We start from the raw sequence: 20,616 nt of genomic DNA, 5'->3' as shown, positions 1-20,616 counted from the left end.
ACCCGCGTCCATGCTGAATTTCCGAATTTCCGACGGCCGCTCAGCGATACCAGTCGGGCAGCTCGCCCGGCTGCAGGTCGACGGTATCGCCCGGCCGGGTCAGCGTCAGCACCGCCCGCACGATCTCCGGGCGGGCCTGCAAAGCGTCGGCGACACCGTTGAGTCGCGCGGCAACATTGGATTCAGCTGCGTCACCGACCAAGTCAACGGCTGCGACGAGAAAGACGCGGTCCGCGCCGACCCATTCCATGTGCAGATAGCTGACCCGCTCGATGTCACGGTGTTCCCGCAGAGCGCGCAGCGCGTTGTTGCGGGTGAGCGGGGTGACCGCCTCCCCGGTGAGGAAGTCCATGTTGCGGCCGATGAGGAACAGCGCGACGCCGCCGAGCAGCAGACCAACCAGGATCGAGCCCGTCGCATCCCAGACTGCGTTCCCCGTCAGCTCGTGGGTCAGGATGCCGCACGTCGCGATCACGATGCCGATCAATGCCGACAGGTCCTCGGCGAACACCGCGCGCAGCATCGGATTGGAGGTCACCCGGATGTAACGCAGTGGGTGGACCCGCCGCCGCACCGCAATCGAGCGGGTCTGTGACAACGCCTGCAGGAATGACGAGCCTTCCAAGAGGAAGGAGACCGCCAGCACCAGGTACGCCCAGCCATACGACGTTGCTTCCGTGTTTTCTGAAGCTCCGCGCAACGACTGGATTCCGTGCCAGATCGACACCACCGAACCGACGGTGAACAACCCGAAGGCCGCGAACATCGACCAGATGTAACCCGCTCTGCCGTAGCCGAGCCGGTGTTCGGCATCGGCGGGCTTTTTCGACTGGCGCGTGCCGATCAGCAGGAACACCTCATTGCCGGTGTCCGCCCAGGAATGGGCGGACTCGGCGAGCATCGAGGCGCTCCCGGTGACCAATGCGGCCGCGGTCTTGGCGACCGCGATCAGCACGTTGGCGCCGAGCGCGACGACGACGGTCGGCACATTCGCGTCGTCAGAATCACTCATGCGCTGACCCTAAGGGCCGATCACGCGCTAGCTGATGTCATCTGTTGTTCCGGCCGGACGTGCCGCGTCGGGGTTCTGCGGGTTGGGGCTCCTGGGCCCACTGCGCACCGCTGGCTTCGAACAGCCGGCCGATCTCGTCGATGTGCATGTCGGCCAGATCCCAGACGTCGGGGACCAGCTCGCGGTCGACGATGAAACCGAAATCCAGCCGGTCCAGGTAGCTCACCACGGTGATGTTGAGCCCCTGGCCTTCGGTTACGATCGATACCGGGAACTGATGGCACAGTTGCGCTCCCGCGAAATACAGCGGCTGGCGAGGACCCGGGACGTTGGAGATCACCAGGTTGAACGGCATGGCCGCGATCCGGTGGGCCAGCCCGAACCGGGACGCCAGCCGCATCGCAGACGTCGACAGCACCGGAGCCGAAAACTGGGCCATATCACCGAGTTGATCGGCGGGCATCAGATCCAGCAGTCGCTTGGCATCGAGCATCGCTTCGCGACAGCGGGCGACCCGTTCGAGCGGGTCTTCGCAGTCCGTCGGCAGCTGGGGGAAGATCGCCGATACGCGATTGGTCCACGGATCGTCTTCCTCACCGGTACGGATGGACACCGGCACCATGGCCCGCAGCGGGCGGTTCGGCAGCGCGTCGTGGGCAAGGAGGTATTGCCGCAACCCACCGGCACAGATGGCCATCACGATGTCGTTGACCGTGCCACCGGTGGCGTCCTTGAGTCGCTTGACGTTCTCCAAGGAGGCGGTACGCATGGCGAACCGACGGTGACTGGTGATCGGCTTGTTCCACGGGGTGGGTGGTGCCGACGATGTCGGCAGCGGAATTCTCGGGCCGTCATCTTTGCCAAGGCGCGCAACGGCTTTGATTGCCGAACCGGCTTTGCTCGCGGTGCTGCTGAGGCCGTCGATTCCGGCGGCGTCGGCAAGCTGACGGACCAGCCGAGTCTGCACCCGCAGCGCCTTGACCGGGTGGCCGGCCAGATTGGCCGCAGTCCGGCGCAGTAGCTCGGTCGTGGTGGGCAGCTGTTCAGGCTGCCACGCCGGGCCGGGTCCGGGTGGCGTGGTGTCCGGTTGGGTGTCGGTCAGGATATTGAGCATCAGCTGTCCGGCCGCCCCGTCGACGGTGGCGTGGTGGTATTTGGTGAGCAGGGCCCACTGTCCGCTGTGCAATCCGTCGATGACGTAGACCTCCCACAGCGGTCGACTGCGGTCCATCGGCCGCCCGACGATGCGCGACACCTGGTCGGCCAGCTGGTCGACCATTCCTGGTCGCGCCAAATGGATTTCGCGGATATGGAAGTCGAGATCGAAGTTGGGGTCGTCGACCCAGTAGGGATGGTCGAGCCCAAGAGGCACCTCGACGAGCCGCCGACGCAGCGGTTCGAGTTCCCCCACCAGCGATGCGTATTTCGCGTACACCGCTTCGTACGGGTCGAACTCCTCGTCGGGGCGCTCGAAGACCATCAATCCGGTGACGTGCCCGAACGTCGTCGCGGTCTCGAGATACAGGAAAGTGGCGTCCAGACCGCTGAGCTGCTTCACGAGTTTGCCTCTCCTAGTTGAGTTTTGTCGCTCAGCTGGTGAGCATGCCGCCTTCGACAGGCAGGGTGATACCGGTGACGTAGCTGCTGGCGTCACTGGCCAGGAAGATCAGAGCGGCGCTGAGTTCGTCTGTGCGGCCGAGCCTTCCGGCCAGGGTCCGGGGCAGGATGGTGCACTCGAAATAGCTGTCCTCGAACTGGTCGGTCATCTCGGACTCGAAGTAGCCCGGAGCCAATGCATTGACCCGGATACCTTTTCGTCCGGTCCATTGCTGGGCCAGGTCTCGGGTCAGGCCGATCAGCCCGGCCTTCGACGACGAGTACGCCGCCTGCGGAAGGCCCGTGGTCGTCAGTCCGAGCACACTGCTGATGTTGACGATCGAACTGCCAGGCTTCATGTGTGCAGCGCATGCCTGCGCCATCCAGTAGCACCCGTTGAGGTTCAGGTCGATGACGGACCGGAACTGCTCAGGTGTTTCGCGCGTCGCCGGCACCGCAGTACCCACTCCCGCATTGTTCACCAGAATGTCGACCCGGCCGAAGGTGTCCATCGCGGCCTGCACCAGCGCACGGCAATCGCCCGGATCGGTGACGTCAGTGCGTACGGCGACGGCCTTGCGTCCGGTGGCTTCGACCAGTTCACGGGTGCCGGCCAGGCGATCTTCGCGCCGTGCACCGAGTACGACGTCTGCACCGGCCTGCGCCAGTGCCTGCGCGAATCCGACACCGAGCCCACTTGAGGCGCCGGTGACGATCGCGACGCGGTTGTCGAGGCGGAATAGGTCGAGGATCGAAGGCGCGTCAGCATGAGTCATGTTCGCATCATATTTTTATATGTTGCATTCTAGATACACTTAGAGATACATATCACTTGAGCGGCAGTCGGTAATATGGTGCGGCGGCGCGGTGCCTGCAGCGCAGAGGAGGTGCGAGATGGCCGAGACACGGTTGGGACGCATGCTCGCCTCGACTGAGCGACGGCCGGACCCCATGGAGGCGTTCCGGATTGCCCGCCGCTGGTTTCTGGACGGCCGCAGAATTGAAATGCGGGAACTGGCAATAGAACTCGGTGTCAACCGGGCCACCCTGTTCCGCTGGGTCGGCAGTCGCGACGAGCTGCTCGCGGAGATCATGTGGTCATTGGCAGAGCCGACACTCACGTCCGCCGTCGACGCGGCACCCGGACACGGAGCCGAACGTGTCGCAGCAGTCGTCGGGAAGTTCGCCGCCGTGATCGATGAGGCTGGCTTCTTCCAGGAGTTCTTGCGCCGCGAACCCGAACGCGCGCTGCGGATTCTGACCACCCGCGCCGGGACGGTGCAGTCCCGCGTGGTCGCCGCCATCGAGACACTCCTCAACGACGAAATCGCTCACGGTCTGCTCGACCCGTCGCTAACGCCTCGCGACTTGGCGTATCTCATCGTCCGCATCGTGGAGTCGTTCCTGTACGCGGATATCATCACCGGCGAACCGCTGGAGATCACCCTGGCCGAGCAGGCTATCGCGGCGCTCCTGGGCCATCGGCCCTGACGATTTCGGCCATATTCCGGCTTTCGAGGCCCGGTACTGGCGCCAAATCAGCGTTGTATCCGGCATACAACCGCCCGTGTTTTCTTGGTCGCCTCGGCACATCTGCTACCCACGAGTAGCTCCGTAGCGTTCTGACCAGCCCAAATACCTGGATCGTCCGAATCGCCCGGAGGAAAACATGCTTTACCTGCAGATGTTTCTGCTGTACGTCATCGGAACGTTTCCGGTGTTGATCGCCGCTGTCGGCGGAGTCGTTCGCACAGTAGCTGCCCGGCGCCGCGCCGCAGCGACCAGCTAACAAGCACCAACAGAACTGCCCCTTTTCCCAGGCGGAAAAGGGGCAGTTCTGGTTCTATCTGGTAGGCGTCAGAGCCGCTCGATGATGGTGACGTTGGCGGTGCCGCCGCCCTCGCACATAGTCAGCAGGCCGTAGCGTCCGTTGATGCGCTCGAGTTCGTTGAGCAGGGTGGCGAACAGCTTGGCGCCGGTGGCACCCAAGGGATGGCCCAGGGCGATCGCGCCGCCGTTCGGGTTCACCTTGGCCAGATCGACGTTCAGCTCCTTGGCCCAGGCCAGCACGACCGGGGCAAAGGCCTCGTTGATCTCGACAACGTCGATGTCGTCCATGGTCAGGCCGGTCTTGGCGAGCGCGTACTTGGTCGCCGGGATCGGACCGGTCAGCATGAACACCGGGTCGTCGCCGCGGCAGCTGATGTGGTGGATGCGAGCGCGCGGCTTGAGGCCGTGAGCCTTGACCGCAGCCTCGGAGGCCAGCAGCGTGGCAGATGCACCGTCCGAAATCTGGCTGGCCAGCGCGGCAGTAAGACGGCCGCCCTCGACCAGTGGCTTGAGCGAAGCCAGCTTCTCCATGGTGCTCTCACGCGGACCCTCGTCGACCTTGAAGCCGTCAACCTCGATGATCTCGTTGTCGAAGTGGCCTTCGCGGATCGCGGCGAACGCCCGCTGGTGGCTGTTGAACGCGAACTGCTCCATGTCCTCGCGGGAGATGTCCCACTTCTCGGCGATCATCTCGGCGCCACGGAACTGCGAGATCTCCTGGTCGCCATAGCGTTCCAGCCAGCGCTTGGACTCGTTGGTGGGAGAGGTGAAGCCGAACTGCTCGCCGACGATCATGGCCGAGCTGATCGGAATCTGGCTCATGTTCTGCATGCCGGCAGCCAGGATCAGGTCGGCGGTGCCGGACATGATGGCTTGGGCGCCAAATGAAATGGCCTGCTGCGAAGAACCGCACTGCCGGTCGACGGTGGTGCCTGGAACGGCCTCGTCGTAGCCGGCGGCCAGCCAGGTCAGGCGGCCGATGTTGCCGGCCTGCCCACCGATGGCGTCAACGCAGCCGACAATGGCGTCATCGACGGCACCGGGGTCGACGTCGTTGCGGGCGAAGATGCCGCGGTACGCCTCGACGCCCAGGTCGATCGGGTGGTAACCCGAGAGCCCGCCACCCTTCTTGCCAACAGCGGTGCGCACGGCGTCGATGACATACGCCTCTGATGCAGCCATTTCTCAACTCCTCTTGTTAGGAAACCTATTGCTTGTCAACGTTTTTGGTCGGGTCGATGATTCCGCCGAGCACGATTGCCAAATACTGTTCGCCCACTTGACGGGCGGTCAGCGGCCCACCGGGCTGATACCAGCGAACCGATACCCAGGTGGTGTCACGGATGAACCGGTACACCAGGTCGAAATCCAGATCGGGCCGGAAAACGCCTTGCGCCACACCCTCATTCAGGATGTCAACCCACATCTTGCGCTGCTCGCGGTTGCGTTCGTCGACAAAGTCGAACTGCGATAACGATCCCAGTCGCTTCGCCTCATCCTGATAGATGACCACCGCGGCATGCCGGTTCTCGATGGCGTCGAACGACGTCATGAACAAGCCCTTGAGCCGCTCCAACGGATCGGGCTCGGTATCGATGATTTCGCGGTACCGCGCGAACAGCCAGTCGAGGAAATCCCGAAGGATCTCCTCCACCATCTGTTCCTTCGATTTGAAGTGGTGATACAGGCTGCCGGACAGGATGCCCGCCGAGTCCGCGATATCACGAACGGTGGTGGCCTTCAGCCCGCGCTCAGCGAACATCACCGCGGCGAGCTCAAGGAGCTCGTCGCGCCGGCTGGCGGGTTGATTGGGCGATTCGGGCGCCATCGTCACAGCATAGCAACCAAGCGCTTGCTAGGGCAGGTCGGGCCGGTGTTGACTTGGCCACTACGTACACAAAGATCGAGTGCTCACCTGGGTCGCGCACGTTGAGGCGATCGCCGCCCTGAGGGCGGACGAGGTCACGCGCGCGGTTCTCGACCGCGACCGATAGATGGGGTGCGCAAAGCGTCGGGCGCTTCGATTCGAGCCCTATGATTGCGCGCAGCACGATTTGAAATGGATGAGTAGCAGGAGATCATGAGCACGACACAGCTTGCCCTGGAGGGTATCCGGGTCATCGACATGACCCGCGTCTTCGCCGGCCCGATCAGCGCGCAGATACTGGGCGACCTCGGCGCTGACGTCATCAAGGTGGAGCGACCGGGCAGCGGTGACGAAGGGCGCGGTTACGGTCTTGCCTCGGTCGAGGGCAAGGATGGCAAGGACCTTCGCCAGTCCGGCTTCTTCACCGCGTCGAACCGCAACAAGCGGTCGATCACGGTCAACCACTCCAAACCGGAGGGGCAGGACATCCTGCGTGCCCTAGTCAAGACCGCGGACATCCTAATCGAGAATTACAAGGTCGGCGACCTCAAGCGGTTCGGGCTGGACTACGAGAGCCTGAAGGCGATCAATCCCCGCCTCATCTATTGCTCGATCACCGGCTTTGGCCAGACCGGGCCGATGGCGGCGCGCGCGGGCTACGACGGGTTGTTCCAGGCGAGCGGCGGCATGATGGCCGTGACCGGAATCCCCGAAGGCCAGCCCGGCGCGGGTCCGGTGAAGGCCGGTCCCAGCCTGGTCGATTTCGTGACCGGCCACAACAGCGCCATCGCGATCCTCGCCGCGCTGAACCATCGCAACAGCACGGGCGAGGGCCAGCACATCGACATGGCGCTGCTTGACAGTTCCGTGGCGATGATCTGCCACATCATGCAGGACTATCTGATCAACGGCGTCCAGGCGGAGCGTCTGGGCAATGGCGGCAACGGCGGCGGACCCGCCGACCTCATCCATGCGCGCGACGGCATGACGTACATTACGGCCGGCAGCGACGCCCACTGGCGGCGCATGTCGGAGTTGATGGGCCGGCCCGAGCTCTACGCCGACCCGCGCTTCGACACCAACGCCAAGCGGGCCAAGATCAATCGCGCGGAGTTGATCGACATCATCAACGTGTGGAGCCGGCAGTTCACGACGGAGGAGCTTCAGGCGAAGTTCGACAGCGTGGGCATCCCGGCCGCGCGCTATAACGATCTAGCGGAGGTCTGGGATGATCCGCAGGTGCAGCACCGGGGCCTGCGCGCCACGACTCCGCACATGTGGGCCGCCGCCGGATCGGTCGACCTGATCGGCAGCCCGCTGGCGGGCATGGGCGCGACGCCTGCGACGATCCGCCGCCCGCCGCCGCTGATCGGCGAGCACAGCGCAGAGATACTGGGCGAACTGGGCTATGACGCGGCGCGGATCGCGGGCTTGCAGGAGCAGGCGATCATCTGATCGAGAGGGTCCGCCACCAGGTCAGGCTCGCGAGATCGCGAGCCAGCCACACATGAAAATGCCCGCCTAATTGCGACTGTGAAGATGAATCTGGCTGCCTGGCGGGCTGACCCGCTGTGCGACTGACCCTGAGTGTGGGTGTCTTGTAGTTGATCTGTCGTCTGTCAGGTGGCCGCACCCTATGGTGCTGACCAGCCGGGGCAGTGACCTTATAGGAGCCTGACCGTAACTCAGGTCCCATCACAGTCTTGTCCTGACCCGACCGGCCAGCGTCACAACCCGCTGAAAGGTCGCAATCACCATCATGCCAACCCAACCTGGGCCGGGTCGAGTCATCATCGGCGTCGACACCCACAAACATGTTCATGCCGCCGCAGCACTCGATGAACGTGGAATGCTGTTGGACACATCGCTGTTCACCGCCGATCGTGCGGGCTATCGGGAGTTGATCGACTGGGCGCAGCACTGGGGCACTGACTTGCAGTTCGGGATCGAAGGCACCGGCTCATACGGGCGGGGTCTGACCGCGGCGGTACGGCGCACCGGCAGCGAGGTGATCGAGGTGATGCGCCCGGACCGCCAAGATCGTCACCGCCGTGGCAAATCCGATGTGATCGACGCCGAGAATGCCGCCCGCGCGGTGCGATCGGGACAGGCCGGTACCGTCCCGAAAGCCGCCGATGGTGCCGTGGAGATGCTCCGGCAGATCAAAATCGCCAAAGATGCTGCGGTCAAGGCACGTACCGTGGCGATGCAATCCCTTAAAGCGGTGCTGATCAACGCTCCAGCCGAACTGCGCGAGCAGCTCGAACCATTGCCGAACATGGCACTGCTCCGTCGCTGCGCGGCATTGCGACCCGGCCAGATGACGTCAGTGACCGCCGCAACCAGGTACACACTGCGCTCGATTGCACGACGCTGGCTGGGTCTGAATGAGGAGATCACCGCCTGCGAGCACCACCTGAAAACCCTCACCGATCAGATCGCGCCGCGCCTGACCGCCGCCGTTGGGATCGGCCCGGACAATGCTGCCGAGTTGCTGATCGCCATGGGCGACAACGCCGAACGCATCCGTAGCGAACGCGCGCTAGCCAAACTCGCCGGCGCCTGCCCGATCCCGGCATCCAGCGGGAAAACCGTCCGGCACCGACTCAACCGCGGCGGCAACCGTCACACCAACGCTGCACTGCACCGCATCATCGTCGTGCGCATGAAATACCACGCACCCACACGCGCCTACGTCGCCCGACGCACCGCCGAAGGCAAAACCAAGCCCGAAATCCTGCGCTGCCTCAAACGCTATCTGATCCGGGAAATCTGGTCCCGCACCACACACCTACACCACCACGAAGACCAACCAACCACGTGTTGACGTCTATAGGAGCATCAACATTGTCGCAATTAGGCGGGCAAGTGCATATATCCGAACCTCGCGGCCGGATGAAAACTACGCCCGCTGGCTCGACACCGAAATGATCTCACCGGTCAGGTAACTGGAGTAGTCACTGGCCAAATACGCGATGGTGGTGGCGATTTCCCACGGCTCGGCGGCACGGCCGAATGCCTCGTCGGAGGACAGCCGGTCCAGCAGCGCGGCATCGGCCGACTTCTCCAGGAACTTGTGCCGCGCGATGCTCGGGGACACCGCGTTGATCCGCACCCCGTACTCGACGGCTTCGATTGCGCTGCAACGGGTCAGGGCCATCACCCCGGCCTTGGCGGCGGCGTAGTGCGACTGCGAGTGCTGGGCGCGCCAGCCCAGGACACTGGCGTTGTTGACGATCACACCACCGTGCTCAACACCGCGGAAGTACCGCAGCGCCGCCCGGGTCGCGCGCATCACCGAGTTCAGCGTGACGTTCAGGACGCGGTCCCACTCGTCGTCGGTCAGGTCGACCAGCGGTGTCTCGCCACCGAGGCCGGCGTTGTTGACCAATACGTCCAGGCGGCCCATCTTTTCGACGGCCGACGCAATCAGCGCGTCAACGGCCTCGGTCGACGTCACATCACACACCACAGCCTCAACCCGGCCCAGGCCAAGCTCCGCCAGCTGATCACGGGTCTCATTCAGACGCCGCTCGTGGTAGTCCGACACCACAACATCGGCACCTTCGAGAAGCGCACGACGCGCGGTCGACGAACCGATGCCTGTACCGGCGGCGGCAGTCACCAGAACAACCTTGCCCTTGAGCAGGCCGTGGCCCTCAATCTCGTTGGGAGCTACAGAAAGGTCCATCAGCCCTTAGCCTCTCGGGGTAGGCCGAGCACCCGCTCGGCAATGATGTTGCGCTGAATTTCGTTCGACCCGCCGTAGATGGTGTCCGAACGCGAGAACAGGAACAGTCGCTGCCATTCGTCAAACTCACCGTCGGGCAGCACCAGACCGGCCATCCCCTGAACTTCCATGGCGATCTCGCCGAGTTCGCGGTGCCAGTTGGCCCACAACAGCTTTGACACATTGTCTTGGCCGGGCTGCTCAATATCCATGGTCGCGAGCGCGTACGAACGCATGGCCTGCAAACCGGTCCAGGACCGGGTCAGCTTCTCCCTGATCAACGGATCATCAAACGCACCAGTCTGTTTGGCCAGCGCAACGACGCCCGCATGCTCGCGCTTGTAACGGATCTGCTGGCCCAGCGTCGAAACGCCACGCTCAAAGGTCAACGTGCCCATGGCAACCCGCCAGCCGTCGCCGGGCTCACCGACAACCAGCGAGGCCTCGGTCCGGGCGTCGTCGAAGAAAACTTCGTTGAACTCGGAGTCGCCGGTCAGCTGGACGATCGGACGCACCTCAACACCCGGCTGATCCAGTGGCACCAGAAGATAGGACAGCCCGGCATGGCGCTTCGAGCCTTTTTCGGTGCGGCACACCACAAAGCACCACTGCGCCCAGTGCGCCAGCGACGTCCAGACCTTTTGTCCGTTGATCACCCATTCGTCGCCGACCAACTCGGCAGAGGTCGAGACGTTGGCCAAGTCGCTGCCGGCGCCGGGCTCCGAATATCCCTGGCTCCACAGCTCGGTGACATTGAGGATGTTCGGCAGGAACCGCCGCTTCTGCTCCTCGGTGCCGTATGCGATCAGCGTCGGGCCGAGCAGTTCCTCGCCGAAGTGGTTGACCTTGTCCGGGGCATCCGCCTTGGCATATTCCTCATAGAACGCCACGCGGTGCGCCACCGACAGGCCGCGGCCGCCGTACTCCTCCGGCCATCCCAGGCAGGTCAGCCCGGCGGCGGCCAGGTGCTGGTTCCACGCGCGTCGTTCTTCGAAAGCTTCGTGCTCGCGGCCGGGACCACCAAGGCCTTTGAGGGCTGCGAATTCACCGACGAGGTTGTCGGCAAGCCATTGCCGGACCTCGGCCCGGAACGTCTGGACCTCTATCACCCTTGTAGGCTAACCTACCAAGCACTTGCTTTGTTAGAGGGAGTTCCGATGAGTGGGTCCGACGGCACCCAGCAGCCCGGTCGGCAGACCCCACCGCAGACCTACACCAAAGAACATCTGGCGAACTTCAAGACCCCGCGATCGGTGGCGTTCCTGGACGCCCTGCCGCGCAACCCTGGAGGAAAAGTGGTCAAACCTTCGCTTCGAGAGATGAGATGAGTCGATAGATGGACCTGACATTCGACGACGAGACAGAAGAATTCCGGGCCGAGGTCCGCGACTTCCTGGCCTCCAACAAGGACAAGTTCCCCACCAAGTCCTACGACACGCTCGAAGGCTTTGAGCAGCACCGCGTCTGGGACAAGGTGCTGTTCGACGCCGGCCTCTCGGTGATCGCCTGGCCCAAGGAGTACGGCGGCCGCGACGCCACCCTGCTGCAGTGGGTGGTGTACGAGGAGGAGTATTTCCACGCCGGCGCCCCCGGCCGCGCCTCCGCCAACGGCACCGCCATGCTGGCACCGACGCTGTTCGCCCATGGCACGCAGGAGCAGATGCAGCGCGTCCTGCCGAAAATGGCTTCGGGCGAAGAGATCTGGGCCCAGGCCTGGTCCGAGCCCGAGTCCGGTAGCGACCTGGCATCCCTGCGTTCGACCGCCACCAAGGTCGACGGCGGCTGGAAACTGAACGGCCAGAAGATCTGGAGTTCGCGCGCCCCATTCGGTGATCGCGGCTTCGGCCTGTTCCGCTCAGACCCGGAAGCCCAGCGCCACAAGGGTCTGACGTACTTCATGTTCGACCTCAAGGCCGACGGCATCACCGTCCGCCCCATCGCCCAACTCGGTGGCGATACTGGCTTCGGTGAGATCTTCCTCGACGACGTGTTCGTGCCCGACGAGGATGTCATCGGTGGTGTGCACAACGGCTGGACCGCGGCCATGAGCACTTCGAGCAACGAGCGCGGTATGTCACTGCGTAGCCCGGCCCGCTTCCTGGCCCCTGCCGAACGCCTTGTCGCACAATGGAAAGAAGAGCAGAACCCGGCTTACGCCGAGCGCGTCGCCGACGCATGGATCAAGGCTCAGGCGTACCGGCTGCACACGTTCGGCACCGTCACCCGCCTGGCCAACGGCGGTGAACTGGGCGCGGAGTCGTCGGTCACCAAGGTGTTCTGGTCCGACCTCGACGTGGCACTGCACCAGACAGCTCTCGATCTGCGTGGCGCCGACGCCGAACTGTTCGATCACTGGACCGAGGGCCTACTGTTCGCCCTGGGCGGTCCGATCTACGCCGGTACCAACGAGATTCAGCGCAACATCATCGCCGAGCGGCTGCTGGGCCTGCCCAGGAAATAAGGATCAGACGTGTTCTTCGAAATAGACGAATCCCAGCGCGATTTCGCGGCCAGTATCGACGCGGCCCTCGGCGCTGCCAATGTGCCTGCCGCAGTGCGGGCTTGGGGCGAAGGCGATACCGCGCCCGGCCGCAAGGTCTGGTCGACCCTGTCCGAACTCGGCGTCACCGCGCTCAACGTGCCGGAAGAATTCGACGGTATCGGTGCCCACCCAGTTGATCTGGTGGTCGCATTGGAGAAGCTCGGCTACTGGGCCGTACCCGGTCCGGTCACCGAATCCATTGCGGTGGCGCCGGTTCTGCTGGCTGCCGACTCCCGCAGCGAGGGCCTTGCGTCCGGTGAGCTGATCGCCGCTGTCGCGCAACCGCCGCTGACGCCGCGCGCTGTCGACGCCGACACCGCCGGGCTGATCCTGCTCGCCGGTGACGGCCAGGTCCAGGACGCTGCGGCCGGCGACCAGCACGACTCGGTCGACCCAGCTCGTCGCCTGTTCGACGTGACCGCATCGGGCGACGCGCAAAGCGCCGACACCGCAAAGGCTTTCGAATTCGGTGCGCTGGCCACCGCAGCACAGCTGGTCGGTGCCGGCCAGGCCATGCTCGATATGTCGGTCGAATACGCCAAGCAACGCACCCAGTTCGGCACGGTGATCGGCTCGTACCAGGCCATCAAGCACAAGCTGGCCGACGTGCACATCGCCGTCGAGTTGGCCCGTCCGCTGGTCTACGGCGCCGCACTGGCGCTGGCCGACGGATCGGACACCACCGCACGTGACGTCAGCGCCGCCAAGGTCGCTGCGAACGAGGCCGCGTTGCTGGCAGCACGCTCATCACTGCAGACCCATGGTGCCATCGGCTTCACCCAGGAACACGACCTGTCTCTGCTGCTGTTGCGCACTCAAGCACTACGGTCGGCATGGGGCGATTCGACATGGCACCGCAACCGCGTTTTGGAGGGCATCAAGTGAGCGAAGAACGGGACATGCTGCGCGCCACCGTCGCTGCGCTGGTCGAAAAGCACGCCAACCCTGAAGCGGTGCGGACCGCCATGGCCTCCGACAAGGGTTATGACGAAAACCTCTGGCAACTGTTGTGCGAGCAGGTCGGTGCCGCAGCGCTGATCATTCCCGAGGAACTCGGTGGCGCCGGCGGCGAATTGGCCGACGCCGCAGTGGTTCTCGAGGAGCTGGCCAAGGGCCTGGTACCCACCCCCCTGTTGAGCACCACCTTGGCCGAGGTCGCTCTGCTGGCCGTCGACAACCATGAGCCGCTCGAAGGCCTGGCCGAGGGAACGTCTGTCGGCACCGTCGTTTTCGATGCCGGCTACGTGCTCAATGGCGACGTCGCCGACGTGGTGATCGCCGCTCAGGATGGCCGGCTGACCCGCTGGACCGACGTCACCGCCACCCCATCGACCGCAATGGACCCCACCCGGCGCCTGGCAGCGGTCACCGCCGGTGCAACCGAGAACCTGGGCGCCGACCCCGGCGTGGCCGACACCGCTGCGATCCTGATGGCCGTCGAGCAGGTCGGCGCCGCCGCGCGGTGCCTGGATCTGACCGTGGCCTACACCAAGGACCGAGTGCAATTCGGCCGGCCGATCGGCAGTTTCCAGGCGCTCAAGCACCGCATGTCCGACCTGTACGTGAAGGTGTCCGCCGCGCGTTCGATCGTCAACGACGCCGTCGCCGACCCGACCCCGACCAATGCGTCGCTGGCCCGTTTCATGGCGACCGAGGCGTTCAATGCCGTTGCCGCCGAAGCCATCCAGATGCATGGTGGCATTGCGATCACCTGGGAACACGACATCCAGCTGTACTTCAAGCGGGCACACGGCAGCGCGCAGTTGCTCGGACCGGCGCGGGAGCACCTGCGTCGCCTCGAAGCCGAAGCACTCCAAGCCTGAGCTGCGGCATCACGCGCCGCCGTAGGATGCGGGACATGTGCACACGGCTGGTCTACCTCGGCCCGAACGGCAACATCATCACCGGGCGATCGATGGACTGGGAGCTGGATTTGGCGACCAACCTGTGGGCATTGCCGCGTGGAATCAGGCGTACCGGTAAGGCGGGGACCAATTCGGTTGAATGGACCGCGAAGTACGGCAGCGTGGTTGCCAGCGCCTACGAACTGTGCACCACCGAAGGCTTGAACGATGTCGGGCTGTCGGCCAACCTGCTGTGGTTGGCCGAATCCGGGTATCCGAAATATGACGGGACACGGCCCGGCGTGGCCATCTCACTGTGGGCGCAGTACGTACTGGACAACTTCGCCACCGTCGCCGAGGCCGTCGAACAGTTGCAGACCGAGCCGTTCGTCGTGGTGACCGAAGGCGTTCCCGGTCAAGACCGGCTGGCCACCCTTCACCTGTCGCTGTCGGACGCAACCGGCGACAGTGCCATCGTCGAGTACATAGACGGCCGGCAAACCATCCATCACAGCCGCGACTACCAGGTCATGACGAATTCGCCGATCTTCGATCAGCAGTTGGCAATCAACGCCTACTGGGCCCAGCTCGGCGGCACGGTGATGCTTCCCGGCACCAACCGCGCCGCTGACCGGTTCGCTCGCGCATCGTTCTACGTCAATGCGGTACCCAAATCCGACGACCCGGAGATCGCACTCGCGGCGGTGTTGAGTGTCGTGCGCAATGTCTCGGTCCCGTTCGGCATCTCCACCCCCGACGAACCGAACATCTCCTCGACGCGGTGGCGTACGGTGGCCCACCACACCCGCAAGCTCTATTTCTTCGAATCCGCATTGACTCCCAACGCATTCTGGGTCGACCTGAACAAGCTCGACTTCAGCGAGACAGCATCGGTGCGCAAGCTGGATCTGGGCCCGGGGGAATCACATACATTCGCCGGCGAGACCTCGGCCCAGTTCGTCGAGGCCAAGCCTTTCGAATTCCTCGGGCTGGCCGGATGACCAATCCGGTAGCGCTGCGCGCGGGTATCCCACCGTTCTACGTGATGGACGTGTGGCTGGCCGCGGCTGAACGGCAACGCAGCCACGGCGACCTCGTGAACCTCTCGGCGGGCCAACCCGCCGCACAGGCACCCACACCCATCCGCGACGCCGCGGCCAAGGCACTGGCCAACGACAACCTCGGATACACCGTCGCCCTGGGGATTCCGGAGTTGCGGGAGGCCATCGCCTCGTCGTACCGACAGCGGTACGGCATCGAGGTTGATCCTGACGCGGTCGTGGTAACCACCGGTTCGACCGGCGGATTCCTGCTGGCGTTCCTGTCCTGCTTCGACGTCGGTGACCGCGTCGCAGTGGCCAGTCCCGGTTATCCGTGCTACCGGAACATCCTCTCGGCGCTCGGCTGCGAAGTGGTCGAGATGCCGTGCGGGCCCGAAACCCGTTTCCACCCAACCATTTCCATGTTGGAACAACTCGACCCGCCAGTGAAGGGTCTGATCGTCGCCAGCCCGAACAACCCCACCGGGACAGTGCTGCCGGCCGAAGACCTGGCCGCCATCGCCACCTGGTGTGACGGCAACGGCGTCCAATTGGTCAGCGACGAGTTGTACCACGGCCTGGTCTACGAGGGTGCACCCGCGACCAGCTGCGCCTGGGAAACATCGCGCAATGCCATTGTGGTGAACAGCTTTTCGAAGTACTTCGCCATGACCGGCTGGCGGCTGGGCTGGCTGCTGGTGCCCGAGCCGCTGCGCCGCGCGGTGGACTGTCTGACCGGTAATTTCTCCATCTGCCCCCCGACCCTGCCGCAGTATGCGGCCGTCGCGGCTTTCACCCCCGAGTCGGTCGCCGAAGCCGACGCGCTGGTCGAGCACTACGCCGAGAACCGGGCACTGCTGCTGAGCGGGTTGGCCAAGATCGGGCTCGACAAATTGGCCCCGGCGGACGGCGCCTTCTACGTGTACGCCGACATCTCCGAGTACTCCACCGACTCTTTGACGTTCTGCGAAACGCTGCTGGCTGACACCGGCCTGGCCATCGCACCAGGTGTGGATTTCGACACACAGCACGGTGGGTCGTTCGTCCGGCTGTCCTTCGCCGGCCCGCATTCAGATATCGCGGAAGCGCTGCGCAGGCTGGGTCCCTGGCTGGCAAATTACTAACCCAACCGGACCACGCCACGGCGGCAGGCCTGCCGCCGCATGCACCCGTCACTTGTCCGACCCGGTACCGTCCCCTTTACAGCGCGCCTCCGACCAGCTACTGGAGCGCCACAGGAGAGGGATCGAGCGACGATGTCGCAGGAAATTTCGCATACCGGTGAGCCCGACGTCACCGACGACCTGCCAGTCAACCGCAACGGCCACGAGCACCACGGCATCAAGCTGACCACCCCGCTCGGCGAGATCGCGATCGCCGTCCGCACGCCACGTGGTGGGCTGGCGGTACCGAAGCGACTCGACCCGTTCGGCGTCGCCAATCGTGCCCTCGGAGCGGCCAAGCTGGGGATCAAGCTCGCCGCTTGGGGCGGAGAGCAGCTGGCCATCCTCGGGAAGAGCCAGATCGAAACCATCGATGTGGCTCCGCGCCAATTGGTGATCCCCGCCCCGGAAAAGCCGGCCGAACAATCACTCAACAGCAAGTTGGGCAAGCTGCTGGACCGGGCCCTGGACCAAAGCACCACGGACAGCCGGGCGGAGCTGTATCACCGACTGCTCGACCAACTGGTCGCCGACGAGGCACGGATCATCTCAGCGCTGTCCGACGGCGCAACCTCGACATTGGTCAACGTCTACCGGCGCAACCGATCGGGCACGTCAGGCCAACCCGTACTGGAGAATGCGTGTCTGGTCGGCCGGACCGCGAATGTGGCCCTGCCCGCCATGGTTCCGCAATACATCAACCACCTGCTGGCGTTGGGCTTGGTCGAGACCGGGCCAGAGGACCCCGCCTTGAAAGAAGACTACGAGGTGCTGACGGCCGAGACCATGGTGTTGCGGGCCGTCAAGCGGGCGTCTCGCGGACCACTGCCGGCGCGGGTAGAGCTGCGCACCTTGTGCCTGTCAGAGCTGGGCCGCGGATTGTGGACGGCCGCAATGGAAACCAGCGACGACTGACCCGAGTTACTGCACGCCAGTGCTGATGTCCGCCCGACCGGATGTGGGTGGGCGTGCCGGAACCCCAGCATCCAAGGACGCCAGGTCGATGCCCTTGGTCTCCTTGGATACGAGCACTGCAACCAACGTCACCGCCGATGCCGCCGCCAGATACAGCGCGATCGGCACCGCCGAACCGTAGGCGCGCAGCAGCCACACTGCGATGATCGGCGCGAGTGAGCCCGCAACGATCGCCGTCACCTGATATCCAAGGGAGACACCGGAATACCGCATCCGGGTCGGGAACATCTCAGCCATGATGGCCGGCTGCGGCGCGTACATGAAGGCGTGGATGACCAGCCCCAAAGTGATCGCGCAGATGATCGGCAGATAACGCCCGGTGTCCATCATCGGGTAGGCGAAAAAGCCCCAGCAAGCCGCGCCGAGCGCCCCGACGAAATACACCGGGCGGCGCCCGTATCGGTCGGACAACGCCCCGACGGTGGGGATCACCAGGAAATGCACGGCATGCGCCAGCAGCAGCCACCACAGAATATCGGTGGTATTGGCGTGAACATGTTCCTTGAGATACGTGATCGAGAACGTGACCACCAGGTAGTACATGATGTTCTCGGCGAACCGCAGCCCCATTGCGGTGAGGACGCCGCGCGGGTAACTCCTGATCACCTCGACCACGCTGAACGAGGTGGACTTGATTAGCTCTGATTCCTTTTGGGCTGCAAGGAAAATCGGCGCATCGCTGACTTTGGTGCGGATGTAGTAGCCGATCAGCACCACTACTGCCGACAGCCAGAATCCAACCCGCCAGCCCCAGGACAGGAACTCGTCATGGCTGACCTCGCTGTAGAGAACCAGCAGCACCACTGTGGCCAGCAAGTTGCCGACCGGTACGCCGGCCTGCGGCCAGCTTGCCCAGAATCCTCGTGAGTTGTTCGGGCTGTGTTCGGCGACGAGCAGCACAGCACCGCCCCATTCACCGCCGACCGCAAAGCCTTGCACGAAACGCAGCAGCACCAGCAATAGCGGTGCCCACCAACCGATTTGGTGGAACGTCGGTAGGCAACCCATCAGGAACGTCGATGCCCCGACCAACAGCAGGCTGAGCTGCAGCAGCTTCTTGCGGCCCAACGTGTCGCCATAGTGGCCAAAGACGATGCCGCCCAACGGCCGAGCCACGAAGCCGACGGCGTAGGTGATGAAGGCCTTGAGGATGTTGTCGAGATCGCCGGCGCCCTGATCAAAGAAGATCTTGCTGAAGACCAGTGTCGCGGCCGTCCCGTACAGGAAGAACTCGTACCACTCCACCACCGTGCCGGCCATCGAGGCGGCAACCACCCGCCGCAGACCGGTTGGAACTGGCGCGCTCATCGCCGACTCCTCACAACTCGGACCCAGACCGGGCCACAGCTTTTCTGGAGTATTCATACAGGTAGGAGCGTCTTTGGTGGCCCAGTCGGCCACATTTGGCGCCTGACCGGGGAGTTCTTACGGCGCTCCGACTCCGCCATTGGCTCGGCTTTACCTGTTAGTTAGGTAAGACATACCTATTGTTTCTTAGGTAATCCTCAGCTAATCTCGCTGCTCGGCGCCGTGGTGGCGCCGTATGAACCAGAGGAGATCGTTGTGCAACTCGCCGTTTATCCCGGCGTGGCGGGTAAGTCCATCGGAGCCCCCCAGGCGTCAATTGCCGACGGACGTACCAAGAACAAATTCTTGATCGGCAGCATCGCGGTGCTGGGAGCCAGCGTCGTCATGGCGAATCCGGTCGCTTCGAGTCCCGTGCTGGCGGACATCCAGCACCGCGCCGTTCAACTCGTGTCCGAGGTAACCGACTCCCCGGCCACCGTGTACCAGGACCTGTTCACCCAGACATTCGCCAACGTCAACGCGTTGGCTGCGGCGTACCAGGCGAACCCGCTACCCGTCCTCAGTCAGATCATCGCGAACCAGATCGGTTACACCAACCAGTTGTCCACCGCGGTGAACTCGACGGCCAGCACCTTCCAATCATGGTGGGACAACGGCACTCCGGGTTCGAAGGAGCCGGGCGCCGCGACGCCCGGCAAGACGCTGCTGGCGAACTCATTGGCCGGCTTCCAATCCGGTGATTCCAGCGCTGCCTACGAGAGCCTGAATGAGTTCATGCTCTACGGCATGCAGAAGTCGGTACTGCCGGTGCTCAAGGTCCTGCTCAGCATCCCGCCCCAGCAAGCGCAGAACTTCGCCAATGCGGTCGCGGCCATCTCGAGCACCAGCACCCTGGTCAGTGGCGCCTTCCAGGCAATCTATGCGCCGGTGAGCGGCACCTTGTTTGAGGCGTCGCGGGCGTCCGTGGCGATTTCGACGGCCATCCAGTCCGGCGATATCCAGGGTGCATTGACGGCCATCGTGAACACGCCAGGCGTCTTGCTGAACGCGGCGTTGAACGGGTTCGACTACAACAACGACCCGACCACGCAGTCCTCCTGGGCCGGCTTGTTGTCCGTCAAGAGCAGCACCACGTCCACCGGCACGCTCCAGCAGTTCCTGCTGACCATTCCCACCAAGATCGCCACCGCCATCGACAACGATCCGACGACACCGGCGAACATCTTCACCAGTCTGCAGGCGGCGATAGCCGCGTCGACGGCGTCCTCGAGCGTCACGAGCCTGGCCGGAACAACCACGGCCACAAGCACTTCCGATGCCGCTGCTGCAGCGAGCACCGCCCAGGTCCAGTCGTTGTCGGCGGCCCCCGCCACCGACAGCACGTCCACTGACACCGCGGCGACGGCCTCTGCTGCCGGTACCACCGCGGCAGCCGCGGTCGCCACAAAGGTCGCTGCAACCACGACCACCGATAGCACGAGCACCGGTAGCACCAGCACCGACACCAAGAAGTCAGGCGACCGCGTGACCTCGGCGGTCAAGAAGCTGACCGACAAGCTGAAGACCACCAAGTCTGACTCGGCAACTGCGAGCGACTCCGCGTCGTCCAGCACCAGCAAGTCGGGCAAGAAGGACAGCGCAAAAACCAAGCGCTCCGCCAAGAAGGAATCGAAGGGCTCGAATTCCTGATCGCGTGACGACGACGCCGG

General features: G+C 64.1%; 18 protein-coding genes and 1 pseudogene. 11 read left to right on the top strand and 8 right to left on the bottom strand.

The window, feature by feature from the left end:
* Positions 1-40: 40 nt before the first annotated feature.
* The 3 genes from M2432_RS06775 to M2432_RS06765 are packed head-to-tail and all read right to left on the bottom strand — an operon-like array spanning position 41 to position 3,384.
* Positions 41-1,012, bottom strand: coding sequence for a cation diffusion facilitator family transporter (locus M2432_RS06775; RefSeq protein WP_280825989.1), 972 nt, complete (start codon positions 1,010-1,012; stop codon positions 41-43).
* A gap of 37 nt (positions 1,013-1,049) precedes the next feature.
* On the bottom strand, positions 1,050-2,570 hold the full coding sequence (locus M2432_RS06770) for a wax ester/triacylglycerol synthase family O-acyltransferase (RefSeq protein WP_280825988.1): 1,521 nt from the start codon (positions 2,568-2,570) through the stop codon (positions 1,050-1,052).
* Positions 2,571-2,601: 31 nt separating this feature from the next.
* Positions 2,602-3,384 carry an SDR family oxidoreductase gene (locus tag M2432_RS06765; RefSeq protein ID WP_280825987.1) on the bottom strand — a complete coding sequence of 261 codons (783 nt, stop codon included), beginning with the start codon at positions 3,382-3,384 and terminating at the stop codon, positions 2,602-2,604.
* A 118-nt stretch (positions 3,385-3,502) separates the two neighbouring features.
* On the opposite strand from M2432_RS06765, the gene M2432_RS06760 reads away from it, so the two are divergent.
* Positions 3,503-4,099, top strand: coding sequence for a QsdR family transcriptional regulator (locus M2432_RS06760; protein WP_280825986.1), 597 nt, complete (start codon positions 3,503-3,505; stop codon positions 4,097-4,099).
* 366 nt (positions 4,100-4,465) lie between these two features.
* Here the strand turns inward: M2432_RS06760 and fadA6 are convergent, their stop codons facing one another.
* Together fadA6 and kstR2 are read right to left on the bottom strand one after the other, a co-directional pair.
* A complete protein-coding gene (gene fadA6 / locus M2432_RS06755; protein ID WP_280825985.1) occupies positions 4,466-5,620 on the bottom strand; it encodes a steroid 3-ketoacyl-CoA thiolase FadA6 in 1,155 nt (384 codons plus the stop codon).
* 25 nt (positions 5,621-5,645) lie between these two features.
* Positions 5,646-6,266: a TetR family transcriptional regulator KstR2 gene (kstR2, locus tag M2432_RS06750; protein ID WP_280825984.1), complete on the bottom strand. Its 621-nt coding sequence runs from the start codon at positions 6,264-6,266 to the stop codon at positions 5,646-5,648.
* Positions 6,267-6,518: 252 nt separating this feature from the next.
* Here kstR2 and M2432_RS06745 point away from each other — a divergent pair, with 252 nt between their 5' ends.
* Together M2432_RS06745 and M2432_RS06740 are read left to right on the top strand one after the other, a co-directional pair.
* The gene (locus tag M2432_RS06745) at positions 6,519-7,760 is read left to right on the top strand and encodes a CaiB/BaiF CoA-transferase family protein (RefSeq protein ID WP_280825983.1); all 1,242 of its coding nucleotides are present in this window, start codon (positions 6,519-6,521) and stop codon (positions 7,758-7,760) included.
* A gap of 304 nt (positions 7,761-8,064) precedes the next feature.
* Entirely contained in the window at positions 8,065-9,132 is a 1,068-nt protein-coding gene (locus M2432_RS06740) for an IS110 family transposase (protein WP_280825982.1), read from the top strand.
* Between the two features lie 75 nt (positions 9,133-9,207).
* Here M2432_RS06740 and ipdF read toward each other — a convergent pair whose 3' ends face one another.
* Positions 9,208-9,996, bottom strand: coding sequence for a (5R,7aS)-5-hydroxy-7a-methyl-1-oxo-2,3,5,6,7,7a-hexahydro-1H-indene-carboxyl-CoA reductase (ipdF, locus tag M2432_RS06735; RefSeq protein ID WP_280825981.1), 789 nt, complete (start codon positions 9,994-9,996; stop codon positions 9,208-9,210).
* Entirely contained in the window at positions 9,996-11,144 is a 1,149-nt protein-coding gene (gene ipdE1 / locus M2432_RS06730; RefSeq protein WP_280825980.1) for an acyl-CoA dehydrogenase IpdE1, read from the bottom strand. Before ipdE1 ends, ipdF begins: the two co-directional genes overlap by 1 nt.
* Before the next feature lie 102 nt (positions 11,145-11,246).
* Between ipdE1 and M2432_RS06725 the strand changes: the two are divergent.
* The 7 genes and pseudogenes from M2432_RS06725 to M2432_RS06695 form a co-directional block, all read left to right on the top strand.
* Positions 11,247-11,363 (top strand): annotated as a pseudogene (locus tag M2432_RS06725) (hypothetical protein); the annotation flags it as partial.
* A gap of 8 nt (positions 11,364-11,371) precedes the next feature.
* Complete coding sequence (locus M2432_RS06720; RefSeq protein ID WP_280825979.1) at positions 11,372-12,496, top strand: acyl-CoA dehydrogenase family protein; 1,125 nt, start codon at positions 11,372-11,374, stop codon at positions 12,494-12,496.
* Positions 12,497-12,505: 9 nt separating this feature from the next.
* On the top strand, positions 12,506-13,462 hold the full coding sequence (locus M2432_RS06715; protein ID WP_280825978.1) for an acyl-CoA dehydrogenase: 957 nt from the start codon (positions 12,506-12,508) through the stop codon (positions 13,460-13,462).
* Complete coding sequence (locus M2432_RS06710; RefSeq protein WP_280825977.1) at positions 13,459-14,400, top strand: acyl-CoA dehydrogenase family protein; 942 nt, start codon at positions 13,459-13,461, stop codon at positions 14,398-14,400. Before M2432_RS06715 ends, M2432_RS06710 begins: the two co-directional genes overlap by 4 nt.
* A 35-nt stretch (positions 14,401-14,435) precedes the next feature.
* Positions 14,436-15,422, top strand: a complete 987-nt coding sequence (locus tag M2432_RS06705) for a linear amide C-N hydrolase (RefSeq protein WP_280825976.1) — start codon at positions 14,436-14,438, stop codon at positions 15,420-15,422.
* Positions 15,419-16,585, top strand: a complete 1,167-nt coding sequence (locus M2432_RS06700) for a pyridoxal phosphate-dependent aminotransferase (RefSeq protein WP_280825975.1) — start codon at positions 15,419-15,421, stop codon at positions 16,583-16,585. Before M2432_RS06705 ends, M2432_RS06700 begins: the two co-directional genes overlap by 4 nt.
* A gap of 132 nt (positions 16,586-16,717) precedes the next feature.
* Positions 16,718-17,539 (top strand): Abi-alpha family protein, encoded by an 822-nt coding sequence (locus M2432_RS06695; RefSeq protein WP_280825974.1) that lies wholly within the window; start codon positions 16,718-16,720, stop codon positions 17,537-17,539.
* Between the two features lie 6 nt (positions 17,540-17,545).
* On the opposite strand, the gene M2432_RS06690 is transcribed toward M2432_RS06695, so the two are convergent.
* A complete protein-coding gene (locus M2432_RS06690; protein WP_280825973.1) occupies positions 17,546-18,907 on the bottom strand; it encodes an MFS transporter in 1,362 nt (453 codons plus the stop codon).
* A 255-nt stretch (positions 18,908-19,162) separates the two neighbouring features.
* Between M2432_RS06690 and M2432_RS06685 the strand changes: the two genes are divergently transcribed.
* Entirely contained in the window at positions 19,163-20,596 is a 1,434-nt protein-coding gene (locus tag M2432_RS06685) for a hypothetical protein (protein WP_280825972.1), read from the top strand.
* Positions 20,597-20,616 lie beyond the last annotated feature (20 nt).

It is taken from the genome of Mycobacterium sp. OTB74, assembly GCF_029892685.1.
Lineage (GTDB): Bacteria > Actinomycetota > Actinomycetes > Mycobacteriales > Mycobacteriaceae > Mycobacterium.
This window is presented reverse-complemented; position numbering and strand designations above follow the sequence as displayed.